Annotated in this window: 11 protein-coding genes; 1 reads left to right on the top strand and 10 read right to left on the bottom strand. The window is 41.9% G+C overall.

What is annotated here, in order from left to right:
* The first annotated feature begins 113 nt into the window (after positions 1–113).
* Positions 114–1,589: a glucose-6-phosphate dehydrogenase gene (gene zwf, locus MHH54_RS10930; RefSeq protein WP_003216112.1), complete on the top strand. Its 1,476-nt coding sequence runs from the start codon at positions 114–116 to the stop codon at positions 1,587–1,589.
* Between the two features lie 46 nt (positions 1,590–1,635).
* Here zwf and MHH54_RS10935 read toward each other — a convergent pair whose 3' ends face one another.
* The 10 genes from MHH54_RS10935 to MHH54_RS10980 form a co-directional block, all read right to left on the bottom strand.
* Entirely contained in the window at positions 1,636–2,358 is a 723-nt protein-coding gene (locus tag MHH54_RS10935) for a GntR family transcriptional regulator (RefSeq protein WP_003215808.1), read from the bottom strand.
* A gap of 153 nt (positions 2,359–2,511) precedes the next feature.
* Entirely contained in the window at positions 2,512–3,918 is a 1,407-nt protein-coding gene (locus tag MHH54_RS10940; protein ID WP_342500252.1) for a glycoside hydrolase family 1 protein, read from the bottom strand.
* On the bottom strand, positions 3,902–5,248 hold the full coding sequence (gene celB / locus MHH54_RS10945; protein ID WP_050943798.1) for a PTS cellobiose transporter subunit IIC: 1,347 nt from the start codon (positions 5,246–5,248) through the stop codon (positions 3,902–3,904). The genes MHH54_RS10940 and celB overlap by 17 nt, the downstream gene beginning before the upstream one ends.
* 25 nt (positions 5,249–5,273) lie before the next feature.
* Positions 5,274–5,606: a PTS lactose/cellobiose transporter subunit IIA gene (locus tag MHH54_RS10950; RefSeq protein WP_012010488.1), complete on the bottom strand. Its 333-nt coding sequence runs from the start codon at positions 5,604–5,606 to the stop codon at positions 5,274–5,276.
* 3 nt (positions 5,607–5,609) lie between these two features.
* Positions 5,610–5,921 carry a PTS sugar transporter subunit IIB gene (locus tag MHH54_RS10955; protein ID WP_003215713.1) on the bottom strand — a complete coding sequence of 104 codons (312 nt, stop codon included), beginning with the start codon at positions 5,919–5,921 and terminating at the stop codon, positions 5,610–5,612.
* A 313-nt stretch (positions 5,922–6,234) separates the two neighbouring features.
* Positions 6,235–7,020, bottom strand: a complete 786-nt coding sequence (locus MHH54_RS10960) for an SDR family oxidoreductase (protein WP_003215568.1) — start codon at positions 7,018–7,020, stop codon at positions 6,235–6,237.
* A gap of 12 nt (positions 7,021–7,032) precedes the next feature.
* A complete protein-coding gene (locus MHH54_RS10965) occupies positions 7,033–7,881 on the bottom strand; it encodes a GRP family sugar transporter (protein ID WP_003216057.1) in 849 nt (282 codons plus the stop codon).
* A gap of 172 nt (positions 7,882–8,053) precedes the next feature.
* Positions 8,054–9,463, bottom strand: coding sequence for an NADP-dependent phosphogluconate dehydrogenase (gene gndA, locus MHH54_RS10970; protein ID WP_106029174.1), 1,410 nt, complete (start codon positions 9,461–9,463; stop codon positions 8,054–8,056).
* A gap of 98 nt (positions 9,464–9,561) precedes the next feature.
* The gene (locus MHH54_RS10975) at positions 9,562–10,806 is read right to left on the bottom strand and encodes a DNA polymerase IV (protein ID WP_034620392.1); all 1,245 of its coding nucleotides are present in this window, start codon (positions 10,804–10,806) and stop codon (positions 9,562–9,564) included.
* Between the two features lie 348 nt (positions 10,807–11,154).
* Entirely contained in the window at positions 11,155–12,147 is a 993-nt protein-coding gene (locus MHH54_RS10980; protein WP_034620496.1) for a nitrilase-related carbon-nitrogen hydrolase, read from the bottom strand.
* Between the last annotated feature and the right edge of the window lie 7 nt (positions 12,148–12,154).

Genomic DNA, 12,154 nt, shown 5'->3' on the forward strand with positions numbered 1-12,154 from the left:
GAAAAAGTCGAATCAAATGTTTGCTTTACGAACAATGAACCTTTAAAATAAAGAAAATGTACATACATTCTCGGTTATTACAACAATGCTACGAATAAAGTGAGGTACTTTTCGTGAATACAGAAACTAACAATCCAAAAGCAGTCATTGTCATTTTTGGCGCAACAGGAGATCTTGCCAAACGCAAGCTCTACCCTTCTATACATAGACTTTATCATAGCGGAAAACTTGGCGATCAATTCGCCGTGGTCGGTGTTGGACGCCGTCCGTGGTCTCATGAGGATCTAAGAGCTGTGGTGAAAGAATCTGTTTCTTCTGATGATGCAGAAGCGAAAATAGAGGAATTCAGTTCACATTTTTATTATCACGACTTTGACGTATCAAGCCCTGCTTCCTATCAATCGCTTAACACACTTCTAGCAGGCCTTGAAGATACGTACAGTATCCCAAACAACCGGATGTTCTATTTAGCGATGGCACCGGAATTCTTCGGAACGATTGCAAAGTTCCTAAAAAGTGAAGGTGTATCAAAAACAACTGGCTGGTCAAGACTTGTCATCGAAAAACCATTTGGCCATGACTTGCCAAGTGCGAAAAAGTTAAATGAAGAAATTCGAGATGCATTCTCTGAAGATCAAATTTATCGTATTGACCACTATCTCGGTAAACAAATGGTTCAAAACATTGAGGTCATCCGTTTTGCAAATGCCATCTTTGAACCACTTTGGACAAACCGATATATCTCAAACATTCAAATTACATCTAGTGAATCATTAGGGGTTGAAGACCGGGCCCGCTATTACGAAAGTTCAGGTGCACTAAGAGACATGGTCCAAAACCATATGCTTCAAATGGTTGCACTTTTAGCAATGGAGCCGCCAATTAAGCTGAATACCGAGGAAATCCGTAGTGAAAAACGGAAAGCATTACGCGCTCTTCGTCCTTTCTCTAAAGATGAGGTCGATCAATTCTTTGTCCGCGGACAGTATGATGCTGGTACGGTTGATGGCGGCATGGTTCCTTCGTATCTTGAAGAGCAAAATGTTGACCCGAACTCAAACACGGAAACATTCGTTGCAGGGAAACTGCTCATTGATAACTTTAGATGGGCCGGCGTGCCATTTTACATTCGTACTGGAAAACGTTTAGAAAAGAAATCTACTCAAATTGTTGTTCAATTTAAAGACATTCCAATGAACCTGTACTATGGTAACGGAAATTCCATGCATCCAAACTTACTCGTCATTCACATTCAGCCAGATGAAGGCATTACCCTTCACCTGAACGCTCGCAAGCTTGATGGCGGTACATTTGCAAAGCCGATTAAGCTCGACTACCAAACAAACTATAACGACATCATGAACACACCAGAAGCCTATGAAAAGCTGATTCATGACTGCTTGCTAGGCGATGCTACGAACTTTGCTCACTGGGATGAAGTAGCGCTTTCTTGGAACTTTGTGGATCCGATTTCTGAGAAATGGGCAGAAAACAAAACATTAAAACCAAATTATCCTGCTGGTTCTATGGGACCGAAAGAAGCCGATCAGCTTCTAGAAAAAGATGGGTATCATTGGTGGAATATATAAAATGATATAAAAAAGAGCAGTCTCCCTTGGGGGTTCTGCTCTTTTTTTAACGTCCTGTTTTCGTAATTTCAACCGTTGAAAAGTCGAACTTATCATAGCGGTGATGACTAAAGGAGTACTCAAACGGCCGGCCTGTGTTTAAATAAGCAACCTGCTCAACCTCTAGCACAGGATCCGTTGGGTCACAGCCTAAATATTGCTGGTCAAGCTCATCTGATTTAGCCGCTCTAATTTTCTTATGCGCTCCTGCCACTTTTAAATTCAAATCATTTGATATGTAGCCATAGATTGAACCCAATAGAACCTCTTCATCTATTCCCTTAATGAGATTGACGGGCATAAACGTTTTTTCTAATACATATGGCTCCTCGTCCACAAGACGGAGACGGATGATGTCATAAATGGGTGTGGTGGAGTCTATGGATAAGTGGGCTGCCACCTCTTTGCTTGGAAAATGGACATCAAAGTGAATGATTTGAGTCGTGACGTTTTTATCCGCCATGACTTTTGTGAACCCTTTATTTTCATGACCAGATACATTAATAGCCCCTTGATTGAGCGCTGCCTTCACAATAAATGTACCGTGACCTCTTTTTCTAAAGAGCAGACCTTCTGCTACGAGAAGATCGAGCGCACGCTTCATCGTCATTCGGCTGCATTGAAATTCAGCGGCAAGCGAGTTTTCATCTGGAATGGGTTGATCTTCTGGATAATATGCTGTTCCTATTCGTTTTCTGATTTCTTCTGAAATGAGTTCGTACTTTTTCATCTCACACCACCAACTGACTTGTTTTTTCATAGCTTCCTCTCATTCTACACTAAGCCTAGTGAGCTTAAAAGGTACCAGCCATTTTTGTTTCATCCACTTACCGTCACATAAGAAAAATACTTGCCCTTTTCAAGGAAAGAGCAAGTATCTTGATTAAAAACCGTTATTTTCTGATACCGATTGAAACCAGTATCCGCTTTTCTTAATTGTACGTTTTCCGTCTTCTTGAAGATCAACTGAGATAAATCCATAGCGATTCTTATAGGCATTCGACCATGACCAGTTATCCATAAACGTCCACAGATGATAGCCTTTTACATTACTTCCTTCTTGAATGGCTTGATGCACCCATTTCAGATGCTCAGAGATAAAGTCAATGCGGTAATCGTCATGAATCATTCCTTCTTCATCCTTAAACCGTTCTTCTCCTTCGACACCCATTCCATTTTCAGAAATAAAGCATTCAATATTATCATAGTCTGTTTGGACTTTTTTCAATATATCATAAATGCCTTTTTCATAGATTTCCCAGCCTCGATACACATTCATTTTTCTTCCCGGCATGTCAAACGCATCAAAATAATGATTTGGCATAAATGGGGCATTTGGATGCGGCATATGCTCTTTCGCCTTCACTCTTCTTGGCTGATAATAGTTGATTCCAAGGAGGTCGACGGTATTCTCTCGAATGAGCTCAAGGTCTCCTTCTTCCATACTCGGCATAAAGCCTTCTTTCTTTAAGACCTCTACTAGTTTCTCTGGGAAATGTCCCTTCACCGCAGGATCTAGGAAGGACCGGTTAAAGAAAGCATCCGCCATCTCAGCTGCTTCTACATCGCGCGGATTCTGGCTTCTCGGATAAGATGGGGTAAGATTGAGGATGATGCCAATCTTACCGCCTTGCTGCAGGCTTTTATAAGCCGCAATCGCCTTTGCATTTGATAAAAGTTCATGATAACCGACCTGCACAGCCTTTTGGAAATCGACTTCGTTTGGATAATGGAAGCTATACATATACCCGCCCTCTACAGGCACGATCGGTTCATTATGGGTAAACCATTTTTTCACCCGGTCGCCAAATAATTGAAAGCACAATTCTGCATAGCTCACATAATCATCTACTACCTGTCTGTTGACCCAGCCGCCTTTTTCCTGCAGCGCCATTGGCATATCGAAATGGTACAGGTTCACAAACGGCTCAATATCATGTGCAATCAGTTCATTGATCACATCATTGTAAAAAGATACTGCTTCTTCATTGACCGCACCTGTCCCTTCAGGCAAAAGACGTGACCATGAAATGGACAACCGGAATGAATTGTGCCCAATTTCTTTCATCAGACGAATATCCTCTTTATATTTTCGGTAAAATTGAGATGTCACGTTCGGTCCTACGCCATCAAAAAAACGAGTCGGCTCTTGCTCAAACCAATGATCCCAAATATTCGGTCCTTTTCCATCACCAGGGACGCTGCCTTCTGTTTGCGTGGCAGAGGCAGAAGATCCCCACCAGAAACCTTCTGGGAATGTATATAATTGCTTGTTATTTTCCATCGACATGTATTGAGTCTCCTTCACCTTTGATGTTGGTTGTCTTCGTTTTTTCCGTTGTGGTTATTTTTTCATTTTTCACATTCATACGGTCAATAAACTTCAGGAACGGGAACCAAATGACAAACACGATCATCAGATTAAACAGCTGAAGCAGACCACCCGCCAGTGAATTGGTTGCCATTATTCCGCTTATAAAGATCGGAACGGTCCAGGGAATATTCACGCCAGTCGGCGGTGGTACAATGCCTGATGCCATCGCAAAATAAGAAATACATGTAATAACCATTGGCGCCAAAATCCATGGAATGAGAATAAGCGGGTTCATGACAATCGGTAAACCGAAGATAATCGGTTCATTGACGTTAAATAATCCTGGTCCTAGGCCGAGCTTTGCTACCTGTTTTAATTGCTTACTTTTCAGGAAAATTAAAATCGTAAACACAACAGCTAGCGTCATACCGGTTCCGCCCATGCCAACCGTATAAATTTCGATAAACTGCTTGCTGATGATATTTGGAACCTCACCAGTTTTTGTATAGCTCTCTAGGTTTTGAATGGACAACGTATTCCAAATGGGGTCCATGACAGAGTTGATAATAATTTGGCCGTGAAGCCCAAAGAACCAAAGAATTTGTATAAAGAAAACAGCGATCAAGGTCGGAATGATACCGCTTCCAAGTCCGACAAGCGGTGCCTGAATCGCATGATAAATCAGGTCATGCATGTTTGTTTTGAAGCCTTGTGTAATGATGATATTGATCAGTAAAAAGGTTGTGAGTGTCAAAGTAGCCGGGATCAGTGCAGCAAAAGACTTAGCAACAGCTGGCGGAACCCCCTGCGGCATATTGATGACAAATTTCTTTTGGACAAAATAACGATAAATTTCAGCAGACAAAAAGCCTGTGATCATGCCAAGGAACATCCCCTTTGCTCCTAAACGATCGACTGGAATCACGCCTGCAATAGATGCACCGCCTTCTTGTTCTAGTAAAAATGGTGTCAGAAGTAGGAAAGAGGCTAATGCAATCACTCCGCCAAATACTGCTTCCACATCATAGCTTTTCGATAAATAGTAGCCAATCCCAAATACAACAAACACACTCATAATGCTGATGGTCGCACTTGGCGCGATATTCAGTGCAGACTGGACGCCTTCCAGTGCGGTTTGACTCATGATTTTATCTAAAAATGGCAAATTCATTAGCACAACCATAATGGAACCAAAAATAGTAAGCGGGAACGCAAGCATAAAGGCATCCCGTAATACACCTAAATAGCGGTTGTTGTTCAGTCTCCCAGCAATTGGAACCAAAATAGCACTTATTTTATCAAACATTGGTTTCCCCCCTTGTTTACACCCTTTATTGTTTAAGTGATTGGAAAATCGGCAGGAGCTCTCCCACAAGCTCCTTGATCGTCATAGTCGACATTAAGTGGTCTTCGGCATGCATGAGCAATAAGGAGAAAGGCGTTTTCTCCCCGCCTGCCTCTTGCTGCACGAGTTGAAAATGGATGCCATGTGCATGACGTAAATCTTCTTCTGCTTCTTTCATAAGACCAAATGCCTCATCTTCTTGACCTTCTCGAAATTGTTTAAGAGATTGAAGCAATTTGCTGCGTGCATTACCGCTGTGTAAGATCAATTGAAAACTGACTTGTTCCTCCGTGAGCCCTTCGAGTGTTTTCTTTTCCATTCTTTACGATTCCTCCATCAATGTAACGGCTTGTTCATACGCTTTTTGTCCATCGGCAAGCCCGTACGCCTGCATATCGATGACCTCTACTGCAATCCCGTATTTTGTTGCTTCTTTTTGAAGATCCCCTTTTAAAAAGCTCATTTGCGGTCCAATTAACACAACATCCGCATTCGCCATTTCTTTTCTCGCTTGATCTTGCCCAACTGCCCAAATTTCTGCCTCGTCCCCTATTGAGTCGGCATGAGCCTTCATCTTTGTAACTAGTAAACTCGTAGACATTCCTGAACTGCATGCTAATAAAATACGTTTCATTTCTCTCACCCCATTGTTGTAATAAAAGCGCTTCCAGTTAATATTATATATTTTTATTTTTAAATGTCTAGACATTTAGATCTATTTGTCTGTATTTTATATAAAAAAAGAGCGTATGGTTGTGTACGCTCTTTTAGATTGTTGACAAAGGGCTAAAATGATGTTTATTTTAGCCCTTTGTCTTCTTTTCAGCGTGAGAGAAAACCTGTGAAGTCTAGGAAGGGTGAGCACCGGCACGCAGACCTGACGACGAATGCGAGGGTTTGTCTACACGTTGAAAGAGCGTATGGGTGTACGCTCTTTGCCTTTCTTCTTATCCTTTTCCTGCTTGGAAGCCAGGATATTTTGTCATGCCGCCGTCCACATAGAGTGTCAAGCCTGTGACGTAGCTTGCCTCTTTTGACGCCAGCCAGACAGCACATGCTGCCACTTCTTCAGGCTTTCCAATATAACCAATGGGGATCAGCTCGATCACACCTTTTTTCAATGCGGGATCATCGAATTTTTCCGCATTGATCGGGGTATCGATGGCGCCTGGTGCAATACTGTTTACACGAATTTTTTTAGGGGCATATTCAAGTGCCAGTGTTTCTGTCAGCAGCTTGGCGCCCCCTTTACTTGCTGCATAATGCACGAAATGAGGCCAAGGGATTTGCTGGTGAACAGACGACATATTGATGATTGATCCTTCTATTCCGTGATCTGTCATATACTTCAGTGCATCGCGGCAGCCGAGAAACATACCTGTTAAATTGGTCGACATGACTTTGTTCCAATTATCTAGCGTCATTTCGGTAGAAGGCACTTCATTTTCAATGCCTGCGTTATTGATCATGACATCAAGACTGCCAAATGTATCAACGGCTTTATCAATCATCGCCTGCATATCCTCTTCCTTTGAGACATCTCCCTTGATTTTCACAGCCTGTCCGCCATTTTTTTGAATATCCGCAATGGTCTCATCTGGACTTTCTTGATCTGAGAAATAATTGATCACCACATTGGCTTTTTCTTGTCCAAACCGGCGCGCCATCGCTTGACCTATTCCTGTACCAGCTCCTGTAATCAGGACTGTTTTCCCTTCTAAATCTGGATACATTCGTTTACCCTCCTATTTTGTAAAACCTAGCAGCACGCCGCCTGCAATGATCATCAAGCAGCCTGCAATGACAAAGCTTGTTCTGGATGCTTTCTCTTTTAATAAGTAAATGCCGCCTAATGTCGAGATAACGATCCCTGTCTGCGACATCGAAAAACTTACGGCGACACCAATGAGCGGAATAGCCAAAAGAAGTCCGAGATTTCCTGTCGACCAAACAAGGCCGGCAATGATATTTCTAAACGTATATTTACTAAACGGGTGCTGCTTGAGACTAATCGCCAAGGATGAAAGCAGCATGCCGACCGATTGCGGAACGAGGGCAGACCAGCCATCAATATGAAACCATCTCAAAATAACAACATATCCGACATAGCCAACGGTTGAGATGAGCAGAATCATGATCCCTTTTTTGAAATTGCCTCCACCGTTCCCGCCGCCATTCTTTTTTTGACCGAGCGATGTCAGCACAACACCTGCAATAATCAGTAAAATGGCACAAGAACCAATGAGTATGACCGTCATCGTTTGCCATTCTTTGAAGACCATAACGCCAAATAAAGTAGTGCTCACAAGTTGCATGCCCGTTGACAAAGGAACCGCCTTCGAGACTCCGAGAAACGCAACACTTGAAAGCTGATTCATTTGTCCAATGCTCCAAAAGATGCCTGAAATGACAGAAACCGCAAAAATAAGCGGTGTCAGCTCTGGCATTTTGATAAAGAAGGCTGCAATTGAAAAGATAAATGCGCCAAGCGTTATACCGAGGGTTTGCTGGTATGCATTCCCGCCAAGTTTGACACTGATAAGAACAATACTTCCCCAAAATATCGCTGGGAGAAGTGCATATAAAATGCCCACTTCGACCCCTACTTTCTTTTCTTTTTTACATAGCATCCCTCTTTTTCGCATTTTTAGCCGAAAAGATGCAAACACAAAAAAACCTTACCAAAGGGCAAGGTTTTAGATTGTTGACAAAGTGCTAAAATGATGTTTATTTTAGCACTTTGTCTTCTTTTCAGTTGTTCTATGTTTATTTCATCCATTCCGTATGGAAGATGCCTTCTTTATCTGTACGCTCATACGTATGGGCACCGAAATAGTCACGCTGCGCTTGAATTAAGTTCGCTGGCAGGACAGCTGTGCGATAGCTATCGAAGTAAGCAAGTGCACTTGACAATGAAGGAACAGGAACTCCTTGCTCCACTGCAAGTGAAATGACTTTACGAAGAGATGATTGATAGCTTTGAGCAATATCCTTAAAGTAAGGATCAAGCAATAGGTTTTTCAGTTCTGGGTTACGGTCATATGCTTCTTTAATTTGTTGTAAGAAGGCTGCACGAATGATACAGCCACCACGGAAGATCATTGCAATTTCACCGTATTTTAAATCCCAGTTATACTCATCAGATGCTGCTTTCATTTGCGCAAAACCTTGTGCATATGAGCAAATTTTACTCATGAATAGGGCTTTTCTAACCGCTTCGATCAGCTCTTTTTTATTCTCTGCTGATTGCGCTGGCTTAGGACCTTCGATTAATTGGCTTGCTTCAACACGCTCATCTTTCATTGCTGAAATGTAGCGCGCGAAAACAGACTCAGTAATGATTGGAAGTGGAACACCTAGATCAAGAGAACTTTGGCTCGTCCATTTTCCAGTTCCTTTTTGCCCAGCTTTATCTAAGATGACATCCACAAGCGGCTGGTTTGTTTCTTCATCCACTTTTGTGAAAATATCAGCTGTAATTTCGATTAAATAGCTGTCAAGCTCGCCTTTATTCCATTCTGAGAATACTTCATGAAGCTCCTCTGCTGATAATCCAGCCACATGCTTCAAGATAAAGTATGATTCAGAAATCAATTGCATGTCTCCGTACTCGATGCCGTTATGGACCATTTTGACATAATGTCCTGCTCCATCTGGGCCGATATACGTTGTACATGGCTCGCCATCTACTTTCGCAGAGATCGCTTCTAAAATTGGTTTCACTAGCTCATGCGCTTCTTTTTGACCACCTGGCATGATCGATGGACCTTTTAGTGCACCTTCTTCACCGCCAGAAACACCTGTACCAATGAAGTGGATACCACTTTCCGCAAGCTCTTGATTACGTCTTTGCGTATCCTTGTAATATGTATTTCCACCATCAATTAAGATGTCACCTTTTTCTAGGTGAGGAAGTAATGATTGAATGGTTGCATCCGTTGCTGCACCAGCTTTTACCATTAAAAGAATTTTACGCGGTGTTTCAAGCGACTGAACAAATTCTTCGATGCTGTATGTGCCTACAACGTTTTTCCCTTTTGATTCTTGAAGAAATTCTTCCGTTTTGCTGCTAGATCTGTTATAAACGGACACGGAGAACCCGCGGCTTTCAATATTAAGGGCAAGGTTTTTCCCCATAACGGCTAGTCCAACCACACCGATTTGCTGTTTTGACATAATTCTGACGTCCCTTCTAACACACTATATTGATTACTGCTGAAATGATGTACCCTTTGAAATTACCACAACACCACCTCTTTTATCAAGTTTTCAGGCTAGTCATTTCCTTTTTCGTCCTGAAAAAAGTCTTTATTAAAACTTGTTCCACTTGTTTTGCTCTCTTTTTCCTTGATGGTCATCCCTCTTTGAACGAGTGATTTTCCATACTTTTCTTTTAGCCCTTCTAAAATGGTTTGAAGAGGCTCTTCTTTTGCATCTTCTGTATAGGAAAATAAATCAAGCTGTTTAACGGCTTCTTTTCGTTCTACAAGATCTGTCCCCGTCACACCTAAGAGTCTCACAGGCTGGTCATTCCAATGTTTAAGGAATACCTGCCTTGCTGCCTCAAATAAGTCTTCCTTCCGATCCGTCGGATTCGTGAGGGTCACACTTCGCGTGATATTTTTCCAGCTTGCGTAACGAATCATGATGAGCAGCCGATTTGCCATCACTTCTTTTCTCCTTAACCTTGCACTCACAGATTGTGACAGCTTATCAATTAACGCGACAAGTTCATCTGGATCGTCAGAATCATGAGGAAGGGTTGACGAATTACCGACGGATTTAAATTCGTATATCCTTTCTGGGTCCACGATGCCGTCATGTTCACCATTCGCCTTTTGCTTTAATCTCGGTCCATTGATGCCTAGTAATTCCTTTAGTGTATACTCATTTGCTTTCGCTAAATCTTCAATGGTATGAATGCCAATCGTTTTCAATTTATCTGCCGTTTTTTGTCCAACTCCGTGCATGTCACCCGCTGGCAGCGGCCATAGCATTTGGGGTACATCTCGTTTACGCAAAATGGTGATGCCCATTGGTTTTTTCCAATTAGACGCCATTTTCGCTAAAAATTTATTCGGTGCAATGCCAATACTTGAAGGAAGCATGAGCTCCTCTACAAGCCTCGTTTGAATATCATGAGCCGTTTTCACCGCATGCTCAGCATATGGCGTATGCGTTAAATCAATATAGCCCTCGTCAATGGATACAGGCTCGACTAAATCGCTGTATTCTCTTAGTATCGTAAACATCTCTTGTGAGGAGCTTCGGTACCGGTCAAAGTTTGGTGTACGGACAATCAGCCCCGGACAAAGCCGCTTCGCTTCCCATAACGGCATCGGGGGCTTTACACCTAGCGCTCTTGCCTCGTAGCTACACGTCACCACAATCCCTTTACGCTCTTTCGCATTTCCGCTAATGGCTAAAGGTTTCCCTCTCAAAGAAGGATCATACGCCATTTCTACATTCGCATAAAACGCATTCATGTCTATATGAAAAATAATATTTGACATTGGCATAACCCCATTTTCTTAAATCCCTATATTTTGATCAGAAGTTCCGAATCGATCAAATATGATTAATCTCTTTTATGCTCAATTATACATTGATTTATTTCATCTTTCCTCAAAAAAACCTTCTCTAAAAAAGAGAAGGTTTCAGATTGTTGACAAAGGGCTAAAATGATTTTTATTTTAGCTCTTTGTCTTCTTTTCAGCGTGAATTGAAAACCCTTGAAGTCTAGGAAGATTGAGCACTGGAGCGGAGCGAATTCAACATTCGTGAGCACCAGCGCGCAGATCTGACAACGAATGCGAGGGTTTGTCTACACGCTAAAACCTTCTCTAAAAAAGAGAAGGTTTCACGAATTACACTTTTTCTTCAAGCATACCATTTTGATATTGAATAGCCTCGTATGTTAACACTTCATTTTTATTGTCATTCAACTGTTTCACAACCGGAGTAGGCTGCTGATTAAAATTCATACTCAAGCTTTGATTGGAATAGTGGCCAGCTGGATCAATATAATACTTGTAATCAATAACTCTTTCCACATCAATGTCTGCGTAAGCAATTCCTTCTGTTTCAGCTGGAACCATATCACTGATCGGTTCTCCATCTGGACCGTAAATGCACGTATGCCCACTCTTAAATGTTTCAAAGTAATCTCTTTGCTCCTGCGTTAAACAAATCATCTCTTTCATTTCTTCCGTATAGATAGAAGAAGTCATCAGCACAAAAGTTTGTGTCGCGATGGCATAATATCTACTTGAAATTTCATCATCAAAATAACCTGGCCAGGACGCTACATGAACCTGTTCATTTTGAGCATTCATCGCCATCAGATCTAGTGGCACTTGATGCTCCCAGCACATCAATCCGCCAAGGTTGCCAATTTCAGTTTGAAAAACTGGCATCATGCTTCCACTTCCATCTCCCCAAATCAGTCTTTCTGCTACAGAAGCTCTCATTTTCCGATGTTTTCCTATTAAATCCCCATTTGGGTTAAACCAAAGTTGAGCTAAATAGAGAGAGCCGCCATCTTTTTCACTGCATGATATACAAACGTACGTTTCATTCCTTTTTGCTGCCTCGCTTATTTTTTGAATAGCTAAGCTAGGGATTTCGACTGCATTTTTATATAATTCGTGATAGAACTTTCTTGTATATTCTGGATGACCAATAAAAGCAAACCAAGGATAACCAGGTAAAAATGCTTCTGGGAATGCTACAAGTTTTGCACCATTTGAAGCTGCCTCGTCGATCAGTTCACATGATTTCTGAACGGTTGCCTCCAAATTTAAGTAGATAGGTGCTGCTTGTACCGCAGCTGCTCGAAACTTCGGGTAAATACTTGTCATATTAAAA

Source organism: Bacillus sp. FSL K6-4563, assembly GCF_038630405.1.
Classification (GTDB): domain Bacteria; phylum Bacillota; class Bacilli; order Bacillales; family Bacillaceae; genus Bacillus; species Bacillus pumilus.

Coding starts and splice junctions, on each gene's coding strand:
- gndA (WP_106029174.1), bottom strand. CDS start 9,463: ATGTCAAAACAGCAAATCGGTGTGGTTGGACTAGCCGTTATGGGGAAA.
- MHH54_RS10975 (WP_034620392.1), bottom strand. CDS start 10,806: ATGCCAATGTCAAATATTATTTTTCATATAGACATGAATGCGTTTTAT.
- celB (WP_050943798.1), bottom strand. CDS start 5,248: ATGTTTGATAAAATAAGTGCTATTTTGGTTCCAATTGCTGGGAGACTG.
- MHH54_RS10960 (WP_003215568.1), bottom strand. CDS start 7,020: ATGTATCCAGATTTAGAAGGGAAAACAGTCCTGATTACAGGAGCTGGT.
- MHH54_RS10940 (WP_342500252.1), bottom strand. CDS start 3,918: ATGTCGATGGAAAATAACAAGCAATTATATACATTCCCAGAAGGTTTC.
- MHH54_RS10950 (WP_012010488.1), bottom strand. CDS start 5,606: ATGGAAAAGAAAACACTCGAAGGGCTCACGGAGGAACAAGTCAGTTTT.
- MHH54_RS10935 (WP_003215808.1), bottom strand. CDS start 2,358: ATGAAAAAGTACGAACTCATTTCAGAAGAAATCAGAAAACGAATAGGA.
- MHH54_RS10980 (WP_034620496.1), bottom strand. CDS start 12,147: ATGACAAGTATTTACCCGAAGTTTCGAGCAGCTGCGGTACAAGCAGCA.
- MHH54_RS10955 (WP_003215713.1), bottom strand. CDS start 5,921: ATGAAACGTATTTTATTAGCATGCAGTTCAGGAATGTCTACGAGTTTA.